Below are 22,633 nucleotides of genomic sequence, written 5' to 3'. Positions count from 1 at the left end.
GCCGTCAGGCTTTTGCACTGGTGATGGGATCTTCGTTCACACCAGTCTCCCGTTGATCTGACAAAGACGGATGCGTGCTGTCCGGTTGGCCGGAATTTGGCAAAGGATGATCGCGGCGCACAGGGCCGGTGTCGCCCATGAGAAAATCGATCCAGCGCGGCAGTTTTACCCGTTCGAAGATGATTTGATCGAGCGACAGCCAGCGGCCGCCGCCAAGAACGAAACTCAGGATTAGCGCGGACCAGAGAAGCGGATACTCCCAGCCGCCACCAGCTGTTGCCCATATGAAGCCAAGCTGGAAATGGTGTCCGAGAATTGTCGCCACGATGAGGTAGATGACGGTGAGGATCGAGGCGAGCCGGGTCAACAAGCCCATTCCAACTCCGATCATCGCCGCGAACTCGATTGTTCCGGCCAGCAACACAAAGCCAAGCGCGTCCGGTACTCCGAGGGCCTCGAACGATTTGACATCCCCAAGACGGGCAGATGGGCCTGCAAACAGTTTTTCGGTGAAGTGGGGAACCAGATCAAGTCCGATATAAAGCCGGATAAAGCTCAGCTGGACACCGGGAAATGTTGTTTCGGGGCGGCCGTCTTCCTGCGGCGTTTTCAGGCCGTGGACAACGATGATGGCGAAAAGCGCCAGGTAGGAGACAAAGGCAATCCCCCCAAGGGCTTCGATCCAGGAGAGGTCATGCAAGGCGGCAATACGCCAGCCGATCATCAACGGAAACAGGCCGAGCAAAAAAATAAGGCGTGGTCTTGTGCGCGGCGCAAGCAGGTTCAAAACACAGGACAACGCCAGAAAACCGCTCAGAAAGTAAATGGCCAGCGAGGAATTGATTTTTGCAACATCGCTCGCCGTTGCCCCACCCGAAAGCAACCCGGCAAATACTGCGATAGCGATCAGAAGAGCGATGCCGGTTGCTCCGCAAGCGGTGTATCGGATCAACTGGACCTGGGTTCCGTACGACATCGGCAGACTCCGGATTTCGACGAGAGCGAGATCTTCATGAACATCCATAAGATGAAACTATGTGTTCGAAATCAATTGTTTCTATTCCGGGGTTCTTTGTTTTTCATGCGGCGTTGTATGTGCCGCTGCAGCGCCATCTAGCCAATCCAGCAGGTTGCGAAGTATCCGGATTTTTCCTGTGCCTTGCCGATGGACCGGCGGGTCTTGAAGCCGATCAACCCGTCGGCACCGCCAACATCGTGGCCCTGGCCTTCCAGCTTTGATTGAAGTGTGCGGACGGCGCCGCGGGTTGTTTGCTTGGTGGGTTTCCAGTCCGCCACAAATCGGCGGTTGTTTCCGTAGCGGTCTGCCAGATGCCCGACAAAAAGCGCATAGACATCTGATTCATTGTACTCTTTCAAAACATAAAAATTCCCGGTCGCTATGAAGGCTGGACCGTAACGGCCGGCTGGCATCAGGATGTTTCCCGGTTGCCTCATTTCATGGGCAGGAAAGGGACGCCCGCTCACCCGGGTCACGCCCTCCTGAACAAAGGCGGAGATCTTCTGGCGGTTGTCGGGGCCCTCGCGCGTACAGGAGACGTGGTCCGGAATGACAACCTCATATCCCCAATCCCGGCCTTTTTCCCATCCGTGACGGGAAAGGTAATTGGCGATGGACGCCATTGTGTCGACCTGTGAGCGCCAGATGTCGCGCTTGCCGTCGCCATCGAAGTCGACAGCATATTTCAGGTAGGACGAGGGCAGGAATTGCGGCTGGCCCATCGCCCCGCCCCAGGAGCTTTTCATGTCTTGCCGGGAGACATCGCCGTTTTGCAGGATCTTGAGCGCTGCAATCAGTTCTTTCTTGTAGAAGTCGGTTCGCTGGCCCATGAAGGCACGGGTCGCGAGCACCCGGATTGCATCATGCGGGATTCTGGCGTTGCCATAGGCAGATTCCCGGGCCCAGATTGCAACAATGATCCGTTTGGGCACACCATACCGTGCTTCTATTTTGGCAAGTGCGCTGGCGTGGGTCTGCATCAGACGGCGGCCGCCCGGAACGAGGGCGTTGAATTGGCTGTCCCGAAAATAGCCGGCCGGTGCCCGGAACTCCGCCTGAAAATTGATTTTCGGTGGCCTGCCCTTGCCGCCGGGGCCGACAAGGCCGGGCAGGGAGGTGTCCGGCGTCAGGCCGCGCAGTTCGCGGTCCAGCACAGCCTGCGAAACCCCTTGTGCGCGGGCAGCCGGCACAATTTCGGAATTGAGGAAGGTCCTGAAGGCCGCATCATGCGGGCCGGCATTTACATCAGGCGCAGACAGAAGAGCGGCAAGGGAAATCAAGAATAACCGGATCACGCCAATCCTCCCCGGATCTGGATGGATGCTCAGCTTAACAGAATTCGGGTGCTCGATTGAGTGACTTTAGAGTGCTGTCCACGCCAGTTGGTTTGCCGATTGCGCGGCAAGATCCTTGCGGTCGAAGCGAAACCAGCTTCCGGCGTGTTTTTGATCGTGTGTGCGGGAAATCGGAGTGTTCATCAGGTGGCACATCAGCAAGGTGCCGACCCCGCCGTGTCCGCAAAACAGGATCGGCATGTTTTCCGGGATACGGGTGAGAGCGGCCTGAACACCTGAAACAATCCGCCTCTGGGCATCGATTGCGCGCTCCCAGCCTGAAACCGAATTGTAAGGATCGGCGAAAAAGGCATCGGCGGTGCGGTCAAAATCGCCCTTTGGCAGATAGCCTGTTGCCGAGCGATCGTTTTCGTGCAGCGGCTGCAGTGTCAGCACCTGCAGGCCCATGGGGTCTGCAAAGACATGTGCCGTGTCCTGTGCCTTTTGTTCCGCACTGGACACCACACGCTTGATGTCTTGTGCGAAGGAAAGCTGGAGAGCTTTCCTTGCGCGCTCAAGACCGGTTTCGGAAAGATGCCAGTCGGGAACCGGAGAGACCGGATCAATGACAACTTCGGGGTGGGTCAAATAAATGCAGAACGTCACGCGCTGATTGTTCCCTCAAGCCAGCCCGTAATCAGGTCATATGCAATCGAGATGGAGGGGGGGATCCGGTACCCGTCCGGATGGGTACCCTTTACCATCTGCCGGACTTCATCGCGGGTAAACCACCCGCACGCCTCAAGCTCGTCGTCGTCGATGAAAATCTCCGAGCTTGTTGCCCTGCCGATGCAGCCGAGCATGAGGTTGGATGGAAACGGCCAGGGCTGATTGGCAACGAGATGGACCTCGCCGACCTCGATCCGTGATTCTTCCTGTGTTTCCCGGCGGACCGCCTGTTCGATCGTTTCTCCAGGCTCCATGAAACCGGCAAGCGTCGTGTAAATGCCCGGTGGCAGGCGGGGCGGGCGGCCAAGCAGCGCCCTGTCTCCGTCCGTGATCAGCATGATCACGCATGGATCCGTGCGCGGGAAATGTTGCGCGCCGCAGGAGGGGCATTCGCGCCGGTAGCCCGCATCCGCCATCTGGGTGGGTTTGCCACAGCGTGAACAGAACCGGTGCGTCCGGTGCCAGTGAAGCATGGCCCGGGCTTGTGCAAGTACTCCGAGTTCCAGCCCGCCGAATACCCCTTGAAGTGCCAGATTGCGCAGGTCGTTGGCCCACAGACTGTCGTCTGCATCCACTTCCTCGTCGCTGAGCCCGATCAGACCCGCAAACAACGGCCGGGACCCGTCACTGTTTTGTCCAAGAAAGATCAGGTCTTGCCGGTCGAGGCCGAAATGCCGCGCGCGCTCGCGGGGGTGTCCGAGCTTGCCGCGCGATTTTGCGTCAAACACCAGCCGGTAGGCGGTGGACAATATGACTTCACAATCCGGCCGGGCCAGCCGCTCGTTGAGAAACGGGATATCCTTGCGGCGGATCGATTGCCGATCAAGCATGTTTGCGATGAAACTCATTTCGTCCGGTGCGTGCTCTTCCGAAGCTAGTGCCATTCCGGGCATCCTTGCAAGGAGGGAAAGAAAGCGGGGCTGGAACCAGAAGTCGTAGGCTTGTAGGCAGCGGCTGTCTAGCCGGAGAGTTGATCCCGCAGTTTCGCGATCAAGTGTTCCGACTTGTCCGGGGTATAAGTCTCCGGCGGTACGGCGCCCCAGACAGGTCCCGGCCAGGCCGGATCGTCCCGGAAGCGGCCGATCACATGAACATGGAGCTGCGAAACCTGATTGCCAAGAGCTCCAATATTGAGTTTTTCACAGGTTGTCACCACCTTCAGGGCCTCGCTCACCTGCGCGATTTCCCTCATGAGCTGCAATTGCTTGTCCGGTTCAAGATCTATGATCTCGATCAGATCGTGTGCACGCGGGATCAGCAGCAGCCAGGGATAGTTGGCGTCTTTCATGAGGCGAACCGCACAAAGCGGGAGATCCGTCACAAACAGACTGTCGCCTTCAAGACGTGGATTGATATCGAACTGGATCATGGAGGCCTCCTGAAGGGCATTTTTGCAACCGGATCTGGCGGGGGACGCTACACGCAGTGCGGCGCTGCGGCTAGGCATGAAACCAGGCCATCCCTGAAAACTTTCCCGGCCCCTCTTGCCAACACCCCCGTTGTTCCTGATATAAGGCGCTTGGGAGGTTGGTGGTGGACGAGCCACTCGCCAACCGGGTCAGGTCCGGAAGGAAGCAGCCCTAACGAGCATCGGCACGGGTCGCCGTGCCAGCCTCCCACCCTCACGCCTCGTATTGTTGTTTGGGACCGGTTCGCACAAGCGCGCCGGGATCGTGCGTAGCGCCAAGTGGCGGTTCACAAAAAAATCCACAAGGGCTCTCACCCTTTGGCGCGAAAACTCGTTATGGTGCGCGCATGGACGACATGGCTTTCCCGCAAGATACCGCTCACGAACCGGCGCAGGCAGACGGTGCATACCGTGTGCTCGCGCGCAAATACCGGCCGCAAACCTTTGAGGATCTCGTCGGTCAGGAACCGATGGTCCAAACGCTTGAAAACGCGTTTGACACCGGCCGGATCGCGCAGGCCTGGATGCTGACCGGCGTCAGGGGTGTGGGAAAGACGACAACTGCCCGGATCCTCGCGCGCGGCCTGAATTACGAACTTCCTGGAGAGGCGGACAAGCCGACGGTCAAGTTGACCGGGGAGGGGACCCATTGCCGCGCGATCATGGAAGGCCGCCATGTCGACGTGATCGAGATGGATGCAGCTTCCCATACCGGTATCGGGGACATTCGGGAGATTATCGATGCATCGCGCTACCGTCCGGCGACGGCGCGGTACAAGGTCTATATCATCGATGAGGTGCACATGCTCTCCAATGCGGCCTTCAACGGGCTGCTGAAGACGCTCGAAGAGCCGCCGGAGCATGTGAAGTTCATTTTCGCCACCACGGAAATCCGGAAAGTTCCGATCACGGTCTTGTCGCGCTGTCAGCGCTTCGACTTGCGCCGGATCGATCAGGCGAAGCTTGTTGGTCTGTTGCGGCGCATTTCGGACACGGAAAGCATCCGGATTTCCGATGAAGCGCTGATGCTGATTGCGCGGGCCGGGGAGGGATCGGCACGCGATTCCCTGTCACTGCTCGATCAGGCGATGGCTCATGGGGCAGGGGAAATCGGCGCCGATGACGTCCGCCAGATGCTCGGTCTTGCCGACCGGGCCCGGGTGATCGATCTGTTCGACCACCTGATGGCCGGGCGCACGGCAGAGGCGCTGGAAGAATTGGCAGCCCAGTATCAGGTTGGCGCGGACCCTGCGGTTGTTTTGACCGATCTTGCCGATTTTGCCCATCTTGTGACCCGCCTGAAGGTTGCACCGAAAGCGGCGGACGAGGCGTCGGTGACCGAAGCGGAGCGTCTGCGCGGACGCGAATTTTCCGAAAAGCTGTCGATCCGGCTGTTGTCGCGGGCCTGGCAGATCCTGTTGAAGGGCGTTCAGGAAGTACAGGCCGCGCCCAAACCATTGGCCGCGGCCGACATGGTTCTGGTCAGGCTTGCCTATGCCGCCGATCTTCCGGATCCGGGAGAGGCGCTGGCCATGCTGCGGCAAGGTGGGGCGGTTCCGGCTGGCGGTGGCGCGCCATCCGGCGGCAACGGGCCACAAGGTGGTGGTCCATCCGCATCCATCGAGCCCCGGCCGAAACTGACGGCGATTGCAGGTGGTGCACCTCGGGTTGAACCGGCGCGGGCCATGGCTCCGATCGCAGCACCTGTAGCCTCTGCGCCGCCCGCCATGGCCCTGCGGTCGCTTCAGGATTGCGCGGCACTTGCGTCCGAAAAGCGCGACATTCCGATGAAGGTCGCGATCGAGCGGCAGATGCGGCTCGTCAAGATCGAGCAGGGGCGGATTGAAATCCAGCCGACACCGGATGCGCCCGCCGATATCGCCGGTGATTTCGGGCGCAAACTGACGGAGTGGACAGGAACGCGCTGGATTGTGTCCGTCAGCCAAAGCCCCGGACGGCCAACCATTCACGAAGAGCGTGAGGCCAATCAGGCGCAACTTTTGTCCGATGCGCGCTCACACCCGACTGTTGCGGCCCTTTTGGAGAAGTTTCCAGGGGCCAAGGTGATTGATGTGCAGGTCAAGGTCAGTGAAGACGACCCTGCTCTGGCAGATCCCTTGCTGGCGGAAGCGCTCGGTGATGATGACAGTGATGATATCTAGCGGTTTTGCGGTTGATCGGGGCTGCAAGCTGGCCTAAGTCGAGGCACAATGACGAGCGCGGAATGGTCGCGTTCCATATGTATTGGAGGTTGAGTCGATGGACTTCCTTAAAATGATGAAGCAGGCCAAGCAAATGCAGGAACAGATGGGTTCCCTGCAGGAGCAGATCGTCGAGATCGAGGCGGAAGGCACGTCCGGAGCCGGTCTGGTTACGGTGGTTCTGAATGGCAAGGGCGAGATGAAAAGTCTCAAGATCGACCCGTCGCTCTTGAAAGAGGGCGAAGGCGAGATTCTGGAAGACCTGATCATCGCAGCCCATACCGATGGCCGGGTGAAGGTCGATGCGGCGATCCAGGAGAAAACCCAGGACATGATGGGCGGGCTTGGCTTGCCGGCCAACATGAAACTGCCTTTCTGAGCCTGTCGAGACGATAAACATGGCACCAAACAAGGTCGCGGGACCGGAAATCGAGCGGCTGATTCAGCTGCTTGCCAAGCTCCCGGGCCTCGGGCCGCGCTCCGCCCGGCGCGCCGCCCTGCACCTGATCAAGAAAAAGGATCAGCTGCTGGTCCCGCTCGCCGAAGCCCTTGGCGTGGCGGTTGACAAGGTCGGGATTTGCTCGACATGCGGAACGGTCGATACGTCCGATCCTTGCGCGATCTGCGCGGATCCGCGCCGGGACGAGAGCGTTCTGGTGGTTGTGGAAGATGTGGCAGATCTTTGGGCGCTGGAGCGGGCGGCTGCCATCAATGCACGTTATCATGTACTGGGCGGAACCTTGTCGCCGCTCGACGGTGTCGGCCCGGAAGACCTTAATCTCGCCAAACTCGTGGAACGCTGCGGATCAGGCGAGGTCAAGGAAGTGATCCTGGCAGTGGGCGCAACCGTTGAGGGACAGACCACCGCGCATTTTGTGATGGACCAACTGGCCCCGCTCGACGTGAATGTCACGCGGCTCGCCCATGGCGTTCCCGTCGGTGGCGAACTCGACTATCTGGACGAGGGCACATTGACCCAGGCGCTCAAGGCCCGTACGCGGTTCTGAGGGCGCGCGGCTGTTGCGGTTCGCAAATACGAGCTCAAAACAGTGCGTGGAACCTTGACAGCATTTCGGTGTCCGAAACCTCCTCCATCCGCGTGGCGATAATCCAGTGGTGACCGAACGGGTCGCGGATACGCCCGGCGCGGTCGCCATAGAACTGGTTTTCGAGCGGGTAGATTTCCTCCGCTCCGCAATCGATGGCTTTTTGAAGGACGGTATCTGCATCCGGAACATGCAGGTTGAGCACGACGGTTGTTGCGTTGAGCGTCCGAGGGCTTGAGGATCCGATCTTGGGCATTTCATCGGCAAGCATCAACCGGGTGCCGCCGATTTCGATCTCGGCATTCATGCATGTTCCGTCTGGTGCGACCAGACGGCTTCGGACTTCCCTGGCTGAAAAAACGGTTTCGTACCATGAGATTGCATCCCCTGTTCCAGAGACTTGAAGATAGGGGATAATACCTTCCATACAGCCCTCTCGAGATGTCGATGCTCAGTTCATTTCCGGGCACTTCCGGTATTTGAACAACCGGCAATAGCCATCGCCTGGTTCGCTGAAGACAGTGCGGTTGCGCAAGAATCCGGCTGACAATCCCAGACGTAACCAGGTGTCGGATGTTTCGGGCAGGTCACAGTCCTCGATATGGCGCCAGATCCGGTCGAATTCCGAGGGAGATAGGCCTTGCCAGCGGGCCTTGAGGAGGTGCCGCATCCGCCGGTTGAAAACCGAAAGCGTGTCCCCATCGGTCAGCACAGGCTCATAAATCATCAACAGCCCGTTCGGGCGGAGGGCATTGAATGCCCTTTGCATGAAAAGGCGCTTTTCGATGGTCGTCAGATGGTGAACCGAGAGCCCGCACCAGATAAAGTCAAATTGCCTTGGCAACCGCGCCAAAGCGTCCAGCATGTCCCGGCATTCCAGTTTGGTGTCGCACGAAACCGCATCGAGGTTTTTTGCAGCAAGCGCCAAGGCTGGCCCGGACAGATCGACACCGTGATATAGTGCGATCGGAGTTTGCCTTAAAACCAAAGAAGTGATCAAGGCATCGCCGCAGGCCAGATCGAGGAACGAAAATCCAGCCGGCATACTGTCTTGCAGCGTTTCAAAAAGAATGTCGGCCACTTCCGCGTGATGGAAATGGTTCAACTCGACCAGCTTTTTGTAAAGCTGCCAGTCATTGCGAAAAATCTCTAGGGCATCAAGCTGCGCGCCGAAGCTGCCTTCTGCCCATCCGAAAGCATTGGACATTGTTTTCCTCCCGAATGTGCCTTTTGATGGCGACCGGGTTCTTGCGCCCGTAGCGCATAGTCGGACAAAACTGTGATCCGAATGTGAATATCACAGAAAAATCACCATAAGGCATTTACGTATCAGTTAGAAGAAGAGTGTAATTTTGCGAAGTCACTTGCGTCCGCGAATTTCGTCGCGCCATGACCAGTATGTGGAGAGTGTAAAGGTTCATAGCAGAGCGGCATTCCGATACTTGAACAATCTACAATATTGATCAATCGGTTCGCTGAAGACGACTTCAGCGCTTGAATATCCGGCGCGCAGCCCGAGGTCCAGCCACATGGCGGCCGTTTCCGGGAGATCGCAATCCAGTATGTGTTGCCAGATGTAGTTGAATTCGCCCTCTTCAAGGGCTGCCCAACGGGCCTGCAAAATCGGCAACAGCCGCGCGTTGAAATCGGGCAGGCTGCAGTCTTCGTCCAGAACGGGTTCATAGATCATCAAAAGGCCACCCGGCACCAAGGCTTTCCGGGCAAGTTCCATGAACTCCAGTTTCCTGTCGGTGCCCAAGTGGTGGACCGACAGGCCGCACCAGATCATGTCTGCTTCACCGCGCATTCCGGCGAGGGCGTCAAGCATGTCCTGCTGTTCCAGTGTGCTCTTGAACGGCACATCCATGAGATTATGCGAAGCGAGCCTGAGTGCGTCAGCGGAAACATCCACACCGGAATACTGTGCGATGGAGGTGGTGCTCAGCCCTTGTGACATGAGTGCCGAATCTCCACAGGCCAAGTCTATGAAGGTAAATCCGGGTTTCAATTCAGTCTGGCAGGTGGCCCGAATGAGGTCCGCGACCTCCTGAAAATTAAGGCCATTCATCTCGACCAGGTGTTTGTAGACACCGAATTCCTTCTCGAACAATGCGAAGTTGACGCTTTTGCTGCCGATTGTGAAGTCTTGAATCTCTGAACCTGTTTGGCGCATCGGGAATTTCCATAAACGATCTCGCCCCGCCGTCAGGTCAACCCGTCCTTCAGATAGGATGCGTTTGTGCCATTTGAAGACCGTCTCCGGAAGATCATTGCACTTGCGTTCAAGTTGGCCTGCGCCTATTTCGGGATGACCGTTTCGCGTATGGATTGTTCTCTATGTTTTCTGCCGCCTCGCGCGCCATGTCACAGGTTTTTCAGCCGTCTTTCCGGGCGATCTTTTTCAAGATGCTGGGCTACACCCTTGCTGTCTTGCTGGTGATCTGGCTTGCCCTTCAGGGACTGGTTGCAGGCTTTCTCGTGCTTCCCTATCCGTGGCTCGAAACCGTCGTTTCACTTCTGACCGGCATCGGGGCAATCATCGGGCTGGGGTTTTTGATCGCACCGGTATCCGCCCTTTTGGCCGGACTGTTTCAGGATCAGATCGCGGATATCGTCGAAGGTCAGGACTATCCGAACGATGCGCCCGGCCGCGCCTTGCCGCTTGGCCAATCGATCTTTCTCACGCTGAAGTTCACCGGGGTCGTCATTGCCGGCAACATCATTGCCCTTTTGCTGCTGTTCGTGCCCGGGATCAATCTCGTCGCGTTTTTTCTCGTCAATGGCTATCTGCTCGGCCGCGAATTTTTCGAATTCGCCGCGATGCGCTTCATGCCGCCGGAGGACGCCAAGCGGTTTCGCAAGGCCCGGGGCGGCATGGTGTTTCTGGCGGGACTGGTCATTGCCGCTGTACTGGCCGTTCCGATCCTGAATCTGGTCACCCCTATTTTTGCGACGATTTTCATGATGCACCTTTACAAGCGTCTTGCACCCGGGCGTGCGGTCTGACCCGGTATTCTCCTGCCGTTGATTGGATAAGGTCTGATATGCAGCGTTTCCTGGATGAGATTGCAGAACACGCACGGCTGTCGCCGGAAAAGGGGCAGGTCGCCCGTTATATTCCGCAGCTTGCGAAAATTGACCCGGACCAGTTCGGGATCTGTGTTTCGACCGCCGATGGGGCCTGCTACGTGGCTGGTGATGCGGATGTCCCCTTCTCGATCCAGTCCGTGTCGAAAGTGTTTGCGCTCGCCATGGCATTGGGCCATGCGGGGGATTCCTTGTGGTCGCGGGTCGGGCGTGAGCCGTCAGGGTCTGCCTTTGACTCCATTGTTCTACTGGAGCGGGAACAAGGTGTGCCCCGCAATCCCTTTATCAATGCCGGGGCACTGGTCACGACCGACTCCTATCTGGACATGTCGGCTCCGAAGGAAGCCCTGGGTGGTTTGCTTCATTTCATCCGGGCTGCGGCTGGCGATGATGACATCCATATCAATGCGACAGTTGCACGGTCGGAGCTGGCCACCGGACACCGGAACTTCGCGATGGCTCATTACCTCGCCTCTTGCGACAATCTGAATAATGACGTGGACAAGGTGCTCGGCACCTACTGTCATCAGTGCGCCATCGAAATGTCCTGCCGCCAACTTGCCATGGCCGGCCGGTTTTTGATCGATGCGCCCGGGATGCCGCGCCTGCTTTCAGCAGACCGGAGCCGGCGGATTGCAGCCCTGATGATGACCTGCGGTCACTATGACGGATCAGGTGACTTCGCCTTCCGGGTCGGCTTGCCGGGCAAGAGCGGTGTCGGTGGCGGCATTCTGGTGGCCGCGCCTGGCAAGGCTTCCATTGCTGTCTGGTCGCCGGGTCTCAATCAATACGGCAATTCCAAGCTCGGCACAGAGGCCATGGAAGCCTTTGCAAGGATGACCGGCTGGTCTGTTTTCGGTTGAGGCGGCAGACACCGGAGAGTCTGGCGAAATTCGGACTTGCAAGGTCAATTTTACCAATTAATCAAGGATCTGACATCATTTTCCTTCCATTTACGCCCTTGTGATGCTTTGACGCGACGCGGCGTTGGGGGTAGAACCCTCTCGGACAACGCTAGTTAATTCTTACGTTTACGTAAACGTAAAGAGCGTCGTACGGGAGAGAAATTACATGTCAAATGCCGACCTGCAGGGCAAGCGCCCGCTGTCGCCTCATCTTCAGATCTATAAACCGATCCTGACGATGGTCATGTCGATCCTGCACCGCATCACCGGAGCGGCGCTCTATGTCGGCACGATCTTTCTCGCCTGGTGGCTGATCGCGGCTGCGGCGGGCCCTGCCTATTTCGATGTTGCCAACGCGGTCTATGGGTCCATCATCGGACGCATCATCCTGTTTGGCTTCACCTGGGCGTTGGTGCACCACATGCTTGGCGGTCTGCGCCATTTCATCTGGGATATGGGTGCCGGCTTTGGACGCGAAGCGCGCGAGTGGCTCGCCAAGGCAACCATCATCGGCTCCATTAGCCTGACGATCATCCTCTGGATCATCGGTTTCGCGGTCAGCTGAGGGAACAAGCAAAATGACTGATATGCGCACACCGCTCGCCAAGGTCCGCGGGCTGGGCTCGGCCAAGGACGGAACCGAGCACTTCTGGCGCCAGCGTGTCACCGCTGTTGCAAATGTCTTCCTGATTTCGTTTTTCGTAATCCTTGTCATCGCCCTGCAGGGCGGCACTTATGACGAGGTGACCGCGACGCTTGGCAATCCGATCATCGCGATCCTGATGCTTCTGGTGATTCTGTCTGGCGTCTATCACATGAAGCTCGGCATGCAGGTGATCATCGAGGACTATGTGCGCTCGGAAGGCCTCAAAGTGATCGCTCTTCTGGGCAATACGTTTTTCTGCGCCCTGATCGGCTTGGGCTGTCTGTTCGCCGTCTTGAAAATCGGCTTTGGAGGGTGATCCGAATGGCCAAAACCTACGATTTCGTCGACCACAAATATGATGTGGTTGTTGTCGGCGCCGGTGGCGCGGGCTTGCGCGCAACTCTCGGTATGGCCGAGCAGGGCCTGCGCACGGCCTGTATCACAAAGGTGTTCCCGACACGGTCGCACACGGTCGCAGCGCAAGGGGGCATTGCCGCCTCCCTGCAGAACATGACGCCCGACAGCTGGCAGTGGCATATGTATGACACGGTCAAGGGCTCCGACTGGCTCGGCGATACCGATGCCATGGAGTATCTTGCCCGTGAAGCGCCCAAGGCCGTTTACGAGCTGGAGCATTACGGTGTTCCGTTCTCGAGGACGGAAGAGGGCAAAATCTATCAGCGTCCGTTCGGCGGCCACATGCAGAATTTCGGCGACGGGCCTCCCGTTCAGCGCACCTGTGCGGCTGCCGACCGGACCGGCCATGCGATCCTGCACACGCTTTACGGCCAGTCGCTGCGCCACAATGCCGAATTTTACATAGAGTATTTTGCGCTAGACCTGATCATGTCGGAAGACGGCGTCTGTCAGGGTGTGATTGCGTGGAACCTCGATGACGGCACCATGCACCGCTTCTCGGCGAAGATGGTTGTTCTGGCGACGGGCGGTTATGGCCGCTCCTATTTTTCGGCGACTTCGGCCCACACCTGCACCGGCGACGGCGGCGGAATGGTGGCGCGTGCAGGTTTGCCGCTTCAGGACATGGAGTTTGTCCAGTTCCACCCGACCGGCATCTACGGCTCGGGTTGCCTGATCACCGAGGGCGCGCGCGGCGAGGGGGGCTATCTGGTTAACTCCGAAGGCGAGCGTTTCATGGAACGGTATGCGCCGTCGGCCAAGGACCTTGCATCGCGTGACGTCGTGTCCCGCTGCATGACCATGGAAATCCGCGAAGGCCGGGGTGTGGGCAAGAACAAGGACCACATCTTCCTGCATCTGGATCACCTCGACCCGGCGCTTCTGGCCGAACGCCTGCCGGGGATCTCGGAATCGGCGCGCATCTTTGCCGGTGTCGATGTGACCAAGGAACCGATCCCGGTCCTGCCGACGGTCCACTACAACATGGGCGGCATTCCGACCAACTACTGGGGCGAGGTGCTTGATGCGTCCGGTGACCATCCCAACCGCATCCAGCCCGGCCTGATGGCCGTTGGCGAGGCGGGCTGTGCCTCCGTTCACGGTGCCAACCGGCTCGGTTCCAACTCGCTGATCGATCTGGTCGTGTTCGGCCGTGCGGCTGCCATCAAGGCGGCTGAAGTGGTAGATCCGAAAGAGGCCGTACCGACGCCGAATGAAGCGTCTTGCGAGAAGATCATGACGCGCTTCGACAAGATCCGTCATGCGGGCGGTTCGACGCCGACGGCGGATCTGCGTGACAAGATGCAGCGCGCCATGCAGGAAGATGCGGCCGTGTTCCGGACACAGGATACCCTCGAGCAGGGCTGCCGCCGTCTGGACGACATCTGGAAGGGCATGAGCGATCTCAAGGTGTCCGACCGGTCCCTGATCTGGAACTCCGATCTGGTCGAGACGCTGGAACTGGAAAACCTGATGGCCAACGCCATCACGACCGTTTATAGCGCCGAGGCCCGCAAGGAGAGCCGTGGCGCGCATGCCCGCGAAGACTTCAAGGACGGGCCGCTGTCCGGCCGCAACGACGAAGAGTGGCGGGTGCATACGCTCAGCTGGGTGGATGATGAGGGCAAGGTCAAGCTGGACTACCGTCCTGTCGTGACCGAGCCGCTGACCCCGTATCAGCAGGGCGGTATCGATCCGGCGAAGATTGCGCCGAAAGCGCGCGTCTACTAGGGCGGACCGGACGTTGAGCGCAAGTGCCGCCAGAATAGACACGACCAGCCCCTTCGGCACCTACAGCGCCGAGGGGATGGGCCGGGCCGCCTGGAAACTGGCGGACCGGCATGACGTGTCGAAGGTCTTGCGCAAACGTATCAGGTCTCTGGTCAGCCGGGTGTTTCAGGGGCCCTATGACACGGAAGTCGAGGGCCTGCGGTTCCGGATCTATCCGGCGCAGAACTATGATGACCGCAAGATCCTCGCCAAGGGACGGTTGCCGGAAAGGGCTGAACATCAGCTGCTTCGGCCGCTGATCAAGCCGGGCTCGGTGTTCGTCGATGTCGGGGCCAATGTCGGCACCTATTCGCTGTTTGCGGCCAAGCGGGGCGCAAGGGTTCTGGCGATCGAGGCCAATCCGGAGACCGCAGGCAAGCTGGCGTTCAACATTGCGGCCAACGATCTTGCCGCAGTCGAGCTTGCGCAAACGGCGGTCGGTGCGGAGGCTGGCGAATTGTCCTTGTGGCATGAGCCGAGCAACTGCGGATTTGCGACGCTTGTCGAGGATCTGACGACCGGTGAATGGGCCGGTGACTGGCGCCCGAGGAAAGTGGCGGTCCGGCCGCTGCTTGACGTCGTGCAAGAGGCCGGTCTGAGCCGTGTCGACGTCATGAAGATTGATGTGGAGGGCTTTGAGGATCGTGCTCTTTTGCCGTTTCTCAAGCTGGCACCAAAAGGCCTTTGGCCAGGGGCCTTGCTTCTGGAAACCAATTGCCGCCCGCACTGGACGGAAGATTGTCTGCCTGCATTGGCGGAGGCCGGTTACATCAGGACCGGTGAGACGAAAGACAACATGGTGTTTGAGCTGAAAAGCGGACACCTTTGAATTTGGATGGCCCGGACGCGACTTGAGGGCCCAAACGCGGAGCATTGAAAGATGGTTCAGCTGACGCTTCCCCGGAACTCGCAGGTGACGGAAGGCAAGGTCTGGGACAAGCCGGAAGGTGCGGCCAATCTGACCGAATACCGGATTTACCGCTGGAATCCGGATGAAGGCCGGAACCCGAGGGTCGATACCTATTTTATCGACCGGGACGATTGCGGTCCGATGGTTCTCGACGGGCTTATCTACATCAAGAACAAGATCGACCCGACGCTGACCTTCCGCCGGTCCTGCCGCGAAGGCATTTGCGGGTCCTGTGCAATGAACATCGACGGCACCAACACGCTCGCCTGCACCAAGGGCATGGACGAGGTGGCGGGCGACGTCGTCAAGATCTATCCCCTGCCGCATATGCCGGTGGTCAAGGATCTGGTGCCGGACCTGACACGGTTCTACGCCCAGCACCGTTCCATCGAGCCATGGCTGCAAACCACGACGCCCGCGCCGGAAAAGGAATGGCTGCAAAGCCACGAGGACCGGGTCAAGCTTGATGGCCTTTACGAGTGCATCCTGTGTGCGTGCTGTTCAACCTCCTGCCCGAGCTACTGGTGGAACGGCGACCGCTATCTCGGCCCGGCGGTTCTGCTGCAGGCCTACCGCTGGCTGATTGACAGCCGCGACGAGGCGACCGGCGAACGGCTCGACAATCTCGAGGATCCGTTCCGGCTTTATCGTTGCCACACGATCATGAATTGTTCCCAGGCTTGCCCCAAGGGCTTGAACCCCGCCAAGGCCATTGCCGAGATCAAGAAGATGCTGGTCGAGCGCCGCGTCTGACGCGCTCATGTTCGGGTGATTTTTCGAAGCGGGCCATTCGGCCCGCTTTTTTTTATCCGACCGCAAAAGCATCATGGGCCCCAGCCATGTGATCTTGCCCAAACGCAAACGGTCTCTTTTGGCATGTGGAGTTCGTTGGGAACATTTGCGCTTGCATGCCAAACAATAATGTTCTTGTTTTGTACTATAAACTTTAAGGGGAGCTCCATCATGCCCGAAAGCCGGCTTGAGGATTTCGTGATTGATTGTCCGGGGGATGACCTCGACAAACATGCCGCCTTTTGGGCGGAAACGCTTGGCAGGACGCTTGAGACGACAGTCAAGAACCCGCGCTACCGGCGTCTCACCGGCAAGCCGGGGGAGATCGGTATCCTGCTGCAAGCCGTCGACCATGCTCCGCGCATCCATCTGGATCTGGTGTCCGGCAATGTGCCGGCGGAGGTTGACCGCCTTGAAGGGCTTGGTGCCAGGGTGCATGAGACCTTTGAGAACTGGGTGGTCATGGAAGCGCCGAGTGGCCACCGGTTTTGCATCGTCAATTCGAAAGCAGGCGGTTGCAGCGGCAATTCGAACGAAAGTTAGGACATTCCAGTGCACGTCCGCGCCGGAACACCCGGCAGGGTACCCGTTCACCTTGCATCACAGCCGCGCGAGGTTGCGCCCACGGGACCTGACAGCTGCCACAATTGGCATTAAGTCTTCAGGCAATCGGCAAGACTGGGAGTGCGCCATGCGGATGAAATCGCTTTTGACCGGAACGCTGACTGCGGCTGTTTTGGGTTTCTCGGCCCCCGCCCATGCGGAAACGGCCGTTTTCGCCGGCGGCTGTTTCTGGTGTGTCGAAGCGGATCTGGAGAAGGTGCCTGGTGTGCGGGATGTGGTGTCCGGGTATGCAGGCGGCGAAACCTCGAACCCGACCTACAAGAACCATGGGCGCGGCGGGCATCGTGAAGTCGTGCAGGTGGAATTTGACGAAAGCCGGATCAGCTATCGCCAGTTGGTCGACATTTTCCTGCGCACCATCGACGTCACGGATCCGGACGGCCAGTTCTGCGACCGGGGCTTTTCCTATTCGACTGCGATTTATCCGCTGGACGACGCACAGGCAACGGCTGCGCGCGGCGCTGTGGCAAAGGCGGAACAACGGCTCGGCCGGAATGTCGTGACACCTGTTGAAGGCCCGGTCGTTTTCTGGCCTGCGGAAGATTATCATCAGGGCTACTACAAAAGCGATGCGCGCACGCTGACACGCTTTGGCTATGTCAAGCGGTCGGAGGCCTACGAAGGCTATCGCAAGGCCTGTGGCCGCGACCAGACGGTCAAGCAGGTCTGGGGCGATCAGGCCTATAAGGGTATTCCCAAAGCAGGCAGCTGACCGGCAACCCGCCTTCACCTTAGTTCGGCGCCACGGTCATTCCTGCTCAATGCAGACGGAATGGCCGTGGCGTTTTTCGTCTCTGGGCCGGGGACAGTTTCTGCACTTGCATGCACTGGCCTGAAATGGACGCTTATTTGATTGAATCCGCAGCGTGAGTTATCCTGTTTGATCAGGGGTTGAGCCGGGGGCATTGGCATGTTCGGGCTGTTCCAGAAGACGACTGCGAAAGAGCCGGAGTTTGTCATGGCGCTGCAGGCTGCGGCCGTCGAGAACCGCTTGCGTGCCCGGCTGGATCCGCTGCTTGAAGCGGCTAAGCTCGAAATCGAAGACACCAACGGGCCGACGGAATTCGGAGCGGCGGCCACGGTTCAGGTGATCCGTCTGGTGATGTCGCGTGCCGGTGCCGACAACGGGGAGCCGAGCAGTGAAAAGAAATTTGTCGTCGGCCTTTTTGCGTTTCTCGTGGCTCATGATGTGAGCGCGCGTGTCCGGGCTGACCTCGGGATTGTGCTGGGCATCGCAGCACTCGAGTTTTTTTCAAAGGACAAGGTCGGCGAAATCTACAGGCTGGGAAAATCCTTCGGCCGGCTGCGTGAGTTCAGAAGCACGCACCGGGTTTTGAGCAACACCATCAAGGCGTTTCTGGACCAGCCGGATCAGACAAAACTTGAAGAACTTGCATTGGTGTTCCGGTGCTGTCTGCCTTCGGCGTCTGGCAAGAAAGTGAGCTAGAGACCCGCTTCGAAGGCGTTGACGAGGTCCAGAAACTCTTCGCCGTATTTTTCCAGCTTTGATTGTCCGACCCCGGAGATCCGCAGGAGAGCATCTTCGTTGACCGGGCGCGCCTGAGCCATTCCAGCCAGCGTCGCATCAGGGAAGACCAGATAGGGCGGCACACCGTTTTCGCGGGCAATTTCGGTTCGCAATCGCCGCAGCCGGTCGAACAGGATCCTGTCTTCGGGGTCCAGTTCGTCCGAAATCGAGGCTGACCGCCCGGAGAGCTTGCTGCGTTGCTGGGCTGCCTGCCGGTCCTTTCGGAGCAAGACCTGCCGGTCGCCGCGCAAGACGTCACGTGCGCTTTCGGTCAAAACGATTGCGCCGAACTGGGCGTGGTTGACCTCCATCAGATTGCTTGCAACCAGCTGCCGGGCCACTGATTGCCACAGCTTGGCGGAATGTTCGCTGCCGACCCCATAGACCGACAGCCGGTCATGGCCGAACCGCGCAATCTTGTCGGTTTCCTTGCCCAGCAGGACATCTATGACATGGCCCAGACCGAACCGCTGGCCCGTGCGATAGACTGCCGACATCAGCTTTTGGGCCGCTTCCGTGCCATCCCATGTCTCGACAGGCGCTGAACAGGTGTCGCAGTTGCCGCAGGGCTTGGGGTAATGTTCGCCAAAATGGGCCAGCAGGGCCTGTCTGCGGCAGCCGGTCGTTTCGCATATGCCAAGCAGTGCATTGAGCTTGGCTCTTTCGGCGCGTTTGATGTCGTCGGGAGCATCGCCCTCGGCGATCATGCGCTGGCGTTGCACCATGTCCGCCATGCCGTAGGACATGAATGCATCGGCCGGGGCTCCATCACGTCCGGCACGCCCGGTTTCCTGATAATAGGCCTCGACGGACGAGGGCAGGTCCAGATGGGCGACATAGCGTACATTCGGCTTGTCGATCCCCATGCCGAAGGCAACGGTGGCCACAAGGCACAACTCTTCTTCCAGCAGGAAGGCGTCCTGGTTGGTCGCCCGGACATCCTGGGACAGACCGGCATGATAGGGCAGAGCCCGGATGCCTTTTCCATTCAGCCAGCCGGCAATATCCTCGACCTTGGCGCGCGACAGGCAATATACGATGCCGCTGCACCCGGAATGGCGCTTCAAGAAGTCCAGAAGCTGCTGGCGCTGGTTGGTCCGCTCGACGATTTCATAGCGGATGTTCGGCCGGTCGAAACTGGTCGAAAAGACCGGAGCCTCCTCAAGCTGCAGTCTCTTTGCGATATCGACACGTGTATGCGGATCGGCAGTTGCCGTCAGCGCGACGCGCGGCACATCGGGATACCGTTCCTTCAAAAGCGAAAGCGAAAGATATTCGGGCCGGAAATCATGGCCCCACTGGCTGACGCAGTGGGCTTCGTCAATGGCGAACAGGGAAATCGTGAGTGTGTCCAGAAACCGGCAGAACCCCTCGGTCGCAAGCCGTTCCGGTGTGACATAGACGATGTCGAGATCGCCCCTTCGAAGCGCGCTGCGCACGGACGATTGTTCATCCGAAGACAGGGTTGAATTCAGGGCCGCGGCGCGCACCCCCACCTCGTTGAGCGCATTGACCTGATCTTTCATCAAGGCAATCAGCGGCGAGACAACAACGCCAACGCCATTGCGGCAAAGCGAGGGAATTTGATAGCACAGCGATTTCCCCGCCCCTGTCGGGAACAGGACAAGCGCGTCCCGGCCGGTGACCAGCGCTTCTACGACCTCCCGCTGGCGGCCGCGGAAATCGTCGTAACCGAAGACGGACCTCAAGATCCGTTCCGCGTCAGCAATTGTGGGCGTAGGGCCGTGGGCAGCCGCAAGGACCGGGTGCGGTTGTAGCATGAGCAGCGATTTCTCCGAATTCGCTGCACTTTGTCTTATTCGCCGGTTCCCGGCAATCATGCGCAAGACAGATCCGGCCAGCTTGTGGATGAAATGCAATTTATGCTGTCAGTGCTGGAATTCCGCATCCGGATCGGCGCCGAGCGTTTCCGCGCAATGGACTCTGAGCCGCTCCGCCTGATCGGTCAGATCACCGCCTTCCAGGACGCAAGGGTCAATCGGTTTGCCGAAATGCACCCGGAACTCCGCATGCTTCTTGTTCAAGAGCTCGTTAAATACGGTCATATCGCGCATTTCGGTCGAGATGCGGGCGAGAAAGTAGAACAGCCCCGAATTGCGTCCACCCATATGGATCGGAATGATCGGTGCCTTGTTCTTGCGCGCCATCGCAAGGGCCGATGTCATCCAGGGGCGTTCGGTCAGCTTGCCCTTGTGCCAATAGGCAAGGCGCCCGGAGGGAAACAGGACGACGACCCGCTCCTGATTGAAGGCGGAGGCTGCAAGTTTCAGGGTTTCCTTAGTCTTTTCGCGGCTCTTGAAATCTGCACGCCATTCGACCGGAATGATCATTTCCGCGAGCCGCGGATTGATCCGGATCGCATCCCGGTTGGCGAAGATCGCAAGGTCGGACCGGCGCTGCTTGATTGCGTCGAAGAGAACAATGCCATCCGCGATGCCCGTTGGATGATTTGAGACCAGAACAACCGGCCCTGAGGCGGGCACGCGGTCAAGCCCGAGCGTCGTCACATCAAGCTTCAACAACGAACTCAGATAGCCAAACACATCCTGCGCTTCCATGAGCGCGATCGTGTCGGCCATCTCCACGGCAGAGCGGTAGCGCAGGATCTTGTAGGCAAACGGTCTCACCAGCGGCCACCAGGGCGTTGCCATCACCTGCTTGCCGCGTTCGGAGATTAGTGTGTCAACGATGTGGGCATCGGCGGAGCTGCTGATGTGGCTTTCGGTAGACCGGGTTGGAATTGTTGTTGTGGTCTGGTTGCTGGTCCGCACGAATTGTCCTTACCGCTCAGATCAAGAAAAAAGTCTAGCCGTATCGTTAAGCCAAGCTAGGGTCAGATGCAATTTCGATAAGACGGTGCGCTTGCCCGGCCCTTGCACGTCAACTCCAGACAGGACTGGAGAAAATGGCCACAGTGGCAAAAAAGCCTGCAGTCCAAGCGATTGAGCGTGGTGTTGCGCGATTGCTCCAGTAACAAAGAATGTAGAGAACCCGCATGGCGATGAAAAGAAGGGCCAGTTGGTCGATCCAGTAGGGATCGCCTCCCTGACCTATGCCTACAATCACGGCTATGGCGAAAAAAGGAAAAGCCTCGAAGCCGTTTGCCTGTGCGCCTTGAGCGCGCGCTCGAAATCCTTCCTTCCAGTATTCCGGATTACGCGGGAAGGTGTTGTCGAACTCTTTGGAAAGCTTGGCCGGGAAGACAGTCACGATCGGCAGAATTGCCGCAGCCAGAATGCACCAGATTGCAATGGCCATAGTTTCGCTCCTAATGCGACAGGTTTGGGGTCATGACAGGTTGGGGTGAGTGCGTTGTGATCAACAGCATGATGCGGAGCATAAATCAACTCCCGGTGTCTGGCGGTTCTGGGGGCAATCCAAATCCGGCGAATTGTAGGAGCAATCCGAGTCGGCAACCGCATATTTCCGGCGCTGGGTGTCATAATTCGATCCGAGTAGAAAATAATACAATATTTTGACAATGAAGTTGTTGTCAGGGGCTTGTTTATTTTTGTGCTATTTGAGGGTTTTTGTTCGTATTGTCATACTTGTTTTGATGAAGGTCTTTATCAGGTGCCGCTGAGTGATGTAGACAACTGGCGTTCTGAGAGATCTCCGTGAGCAAGACAACTGTTCTGTTTGTGTGTCCCGACAATGCATTGCTGGGGCCGTTGGCCGAAGCTTATCTGAACCATTCACACGCAGGTTTTGCCCGGGCCTTTTCCGCCGGTATTGCGCCCGCACGTGCCATACACGACGCCGTCCCGAAGCTGCTTGCCAGCCGGCGACTGGGGACCGACGGGCTTGCGCCCAAAAGTATCGAGGTCTTTCTTCAACCCCATGCTCCGGTTCCGGATCGCGTCGTCTATCTGGCCGATATGGCGATGGTCGATGAGCCCGTTGCGTGGCAGAGCCACACGCGCGCGCATGTCTGGGACATTGCCGGATGTGTAGCGTTTCCGCAGTCTCTTTCAGCGGCGGCCGAGTATTTCCGCAGGATCCGGTTATTGATTGATCAGGCTGCCGTCCCGGACCCGGCAAGGGACCTTGAAAAAGGCTCCCAGACCGCGAACCTGTGTGCTGCGATTTGAGCCGGTTGACCATCCCGGATCTCTCCTGTCGTTCGCAGTCGGGAAGTGCCGAATTTTGCGAAATCAGTCGCTGCGGTTGTCATGACGGCAGAAGCGGTAGGGGCTTCCAGGCAGATCATGCGCCTGTATGGAACAGTGGGTGAATTCAAGCGCGAAGTGCAACACA

General features: G+C 58.6%; 25 protein-coding genes and 1 other RNA gene. 15 read left to right on the top strand and 11 right to left on the bottom strand.

Going from position 1 to position 22,633, the window contains the following annotated elements; translation table 11 throughout:
- Positions 1-4: 4 nt before the first annotated feature.
- From E1297_RS27275 to E1297_RS27255, 5 genes are all read right to left on the bottom strand, one after another.
- Positions 5-976: a DoxX family protein gene (locus tag E1297_RS27275; RefSeq protein ID WP_196223417.1), complete on the bottom strand. Its 972-nt coding sequence runs from the start codon at positions 974-976 to the stop codon at positions 5-7.
- A 137-nt stretch (positions 977-1,113) separates the two neighbouring features.
- The gene (locus E1297_RS27270) at positions 1,114-2,313 is read right to left on the bottom strand and encodes a lytic murein transglycosylase (RefSeq protein ID WP_368669693.1); all 1,200 of its coding nucleotides are present in this window, start codon (positions 2,311-2,313) and stop codon (positions 1,114-1,116) included.
- A 66-nt stretch (positions 2,314-2,379) separates the two neighbouring features.
- Entirely contained in the window at positions 2,380-2,958 is a 579-nt protein-coding gene (locus E1297_RS27265) for a histidine phosphatase family protein (RefSeq protein WP_368669692.1), read from the bottom strand.
- Complete coding sequence (gene nudC / locus E1297_RS27260) at positions 2,955-3,905, bottom strand: NAD(+) diphosphatase (RefSeq protein WP_209016023.1); 951 nt, start codon at positions 3,903-3,905, stop codon at positions 2,955-2,957. Before nudC ends, E1297_RS27265 begins: the two co-directional genes overlap by 4 nt.
- Positions 3,906-3,979: 74 nt before the next feature.
- Positions 3,980-4,390 (bottom strand): HIT family protein, encoded by a 411-nt coding sequence (locus E1297_RS27255; protein WP_155143826.1) that lies wholly within the window; start codon positions 4,388-4,390, stop codon positions 3,980-3,982.
- A gap of 153 nt (positions 4,391-4,543) precedes the next feature.
- Here E1297_RS27255 and ffs point away from each other — a divergent pair.
- The 4 genes from ffs to recR all read left to right on the top strand — a co-directional run bounded on the left by ffs (position 4,544) and on the right by recR (position 7,637).
- Positions 4,544-4,641, top strand: an RNA gene (gene ffs, locus E1297_RS27250) — signal recognition particle sRNA small type.
- A 135-nt stretch (positions 4,642-4,776) separates the two neighbouring features.
- On the top strand, positions 4,777-6,591 hold the full coding sequence (locus E1297_RS27245) for a DNA polymerase III subunit gamma/tau (protein ID WP_155143825.1): 1,815 nt from the start codon (positions 4,777-4,779) through the stop codon (positions 6,589-6,591).
- A 97-nt stretch (positions 6,592-6,688) separates the two neighbouring features.
- Positions 6,689-7,009, top strand: coding sequence for a YbaB/EbfC family nucleoid-associated protein (locus tag E1297_RS27240; protein WP_155143823.1), 321 nt, complete (start codon positions 6,689-6,691; stop codon positions 7,007-7,009).
- Between the two features lie 19 nt (positions 7,010-7,028).
- Positions 7,029-7,637 carry a recombination mediator RecR gene (recR, locus tag E1297_RS27235; RefSeq protein WP_155143822.1) on the top strand — a complete coding sequence of 203 codons (609 nt, stop codon included), beginning with the start codon at positions 7,029-7,031 and terminating at the stop codon, positions 7,635-7,637.
- 34 nt (positions 7,638-7,671) lie between these two features.
- Here the strand turns inward: recR and E1297_RS27230 are convergent, their stop codons facing one another.
- The 3 genes from E1297_RS27230 to E1297_RS27220 all read right to left on the bottom strand — a co-directional run bounded on the left by E1297_RS27230 (position 7,672) and on the right by E1297_RS27220 (position 9,849).
- Complete coding sequence (locus E1297_RS27230; RefSeq protein ID WP_155143820.1) at positions 7,672-8,103, bottom strand: VOC family protein; 432 nt, start codon at positions 8,101-8,103, stop codon at positions 7,672-7,674.
- 24 nt (positions 8,104-8,127) lie between these two features.
- Positions 8,128-8,883 (bottom strand): trans-aconitate 2-methyltransferase, encoded by a 756-nt coding sequence (locus E1297_RS27225; protein ID WP_155143819.1) that lies wholly within the window; start codon positions 8,881-8,883, stop codon positions 8,128-8,130.
- A gap of 210 nt (positions 8,884-9,093) precedes the next feature.
- Positions 9,094-9,849 carry a class I SAM-dependent methyltransferase gene (locus tag E1297_RS27220; RefSeq protein WP_155143817.1) on the bottom strand — a complete coding sequence of 252 codons (756 nt, stop codon included), beginning with the start codon at positions 9,847-9,849 and terminating at the stop codon, positions 9,094-9,096.
- Between the two features lie 164 nt (positions 9,850-10,013).
- On the opposite strand from E1297_RS27220, the gene E1297_RS27215 reads away from it, so the two are divergent.
- From E1297_RS27215 to E1297_RS27170, 10 genes are all read left to right on the top strand, one after another.
- Complete coding sequence (locus E1297_RS27215) at positions 10,014-10,682, top strand: sulfate transporter family protein (RefSeq protein WP_155143815.1); 669 nt, start codon at positions 10,014-10,016, stop codon at positions 10,680-10,682.
- 38 nt (positions 10,683-10,720) lie between these two features.
- On the top strand, positions 10,721-11,626 hold the full coding sequence (locus tag E1297_RS27210) for a glutaminase (RefSeq protein WP_155143814.1): 906 nt from the start codon (positions 10,721-10,723) through the stop codon (positions 11,624-11,626).
- A 208-nt stretch (positions 11,627-11,834) separates the two neighbouring features.
- Positions 11,835-12,233 carry a succinate dehydrogenase, cytochrome b556 subunit gene (sdhC, locus tag E1297_RS27205; RefSeq protein ID WP_155143813.1) on the top strand — a complete coding sequence of 133 codons (399 nt, stop codon included), beginning with the start codon at positions 11,835-11,837 and terminating at the stop codon, positions 12,231-12,233.
- 13 nt (positions 12,234-12,246) lie between these two features.
- Entirely contained in the window at positions 12,247-12,630 is a 384-nt protein-coding gene (gene sdhD, locus E1297_RS27200) for a succinate dehydrogenase, hydrophobic membrane anchor protein (RefSeq protein WP_155143811.1), read from the top strand.
- 5 nt (positions 12,631-12,635) lie between these two features.
- A complete protein-coding gene (gene sdhA / locus E1297_RS27195; RefSeq protein WP_155143810.1) occupies positions 12,636-14,462 on the top strand; it encodes a succinate dehydrogenase flavoprotein subunit in 1,827 nt (608 codons plus the stop codon).
- Positions 14,463-14,475: 13 nt separating this feature from the next.
- On the top strand, positions 14,476-15,330 hold the full coding sequence (locus E1297_RS27190; RefSeq protein WP_209016022.1) for an FkbM family methyltransferase: 855 nt from the start codon (positions 14,476-14,478) through the stop codon (positions 15,328-15,330).
- A gap of 51 nt (positions 15,331-15,381) precedes the next feature.
- Positions 15,382-16,164: a succinate dehydrogenase iron-sulfur subunit gene (locus E1297_RS27185; RefSeq protein ID WP_155143809.1), complete on the top strand. Its 783-nt coding sequence runs from the start codon at positions 15,382-15,384 to the stop codon at positions 16,162-16,164.
- 210 nt (positions 16,165-16,374) lie between these two features.
- Positions 16,375-16,746, top strand: a complete 372-nt coding sequence (locus tag E1297_RS27180; RefSeq protein WP_155143808.1) for a VOC family protein — start codon at positions 16,375-16,377, stop codon at positions 16,744-16,746.
- Positions 16,747-16,894: 148 nt separating this feature from the next.
- Positions 16,895-17,539, top strand: a complete 645-nt coding sequence (gene msrA, locus E1297_RS27175; protein WP_368669691.1) for a peptide-methionine (S)-S-oxide reductase MsrA — start codon at positions 16,895-16,897, stop codon at positions 17,537-17,539.
- A gap of 198 nt (positions 17,540-17,737) precedes the next feature.
- Positions 17,738-18,274 (top strand): hypothetical protein, encoded by a 537-nt coding sequence (locus tag E1297_RS27170; protein WP_155143807.1) that lies wholly within the window; start codon positions 17,738-17,740, stop codon positions 18,272-18,274.
- Here E1297_RS27170 and recQ read toward each other — a convergent pair.
- The 3 genes from recQ to E1297_RS27155 form a co-directional block, all read right to left on the bottom strand.
- The gene (recQ, locus tag E1297_RS27165; RefSeq protein WP_155143806.1) at positions 18,271-20,136 is read right to left on the bottom strand and encodes a DNA helicase RecQ; all 1,866 of its coding nucleotides are present in this window, start codon (positions 20,134-20,136) and stop codon (positions 18,271-18,273) included. The two genes, E1297_RS27170 and recQ, sit on opposite strands and share 4 nt — an antisense overlap.
- Positions 20,137-20,244: 108 nt before the next feature.
- The gene (locus tag E1297_RS27160; RefSeq protein ID WP_209016021.1) at positions 20,245-21,147 is read right to left on the bottom strand and encodes a 1-acyl-sn-glycerol-3-phosphate acyltransferase; all 903 of its coding nucleotides are present in this window, start codon (positions 21,145-21,147) and stop codon (positions 20,245-20,247) included.
- Between the two features lie 109 nt (positions 21,148-21,256).
- Positions 21,257-21,634 (bottom strand): MAPEG family protein, encoded by a 378-nt coding sequence (locus E1297_RS27155; RefSeq protein WP_155143805.1) that lies wholly within the window; start codon positions 21,632-21,634, stop codon positions 21,257-21,259.
- A gap of 359 nt (positions 21,635-21,993) precedes the next feature.
- On the opposite strand from E1297_RS27155, the gene E1297_RS27150 reads away from it, so the two are divergent.
- Positions 21,994-22,467: an ArsR family transcriptional regulator gene (locus tag E1297_RS27150; RefSeq protein ID WP_196223416.1), complete on the top strand. Its 474-nt coding sequence runs from the start codon at positions 21,994-21,996 to the stop codon at positions 22,465-22,467.
- The last annotated feature ends 166 nt before the right edge of the window (positions 22,468-22,633 follow it).

It is taken from the genome of Roseibium sp. RKSG952, assembly GCF_009711355.1.
Note: the sequence above shows the minus strand (reverse complement) of the source record. Positions and strands in the feature narration are given on the sequence as shown.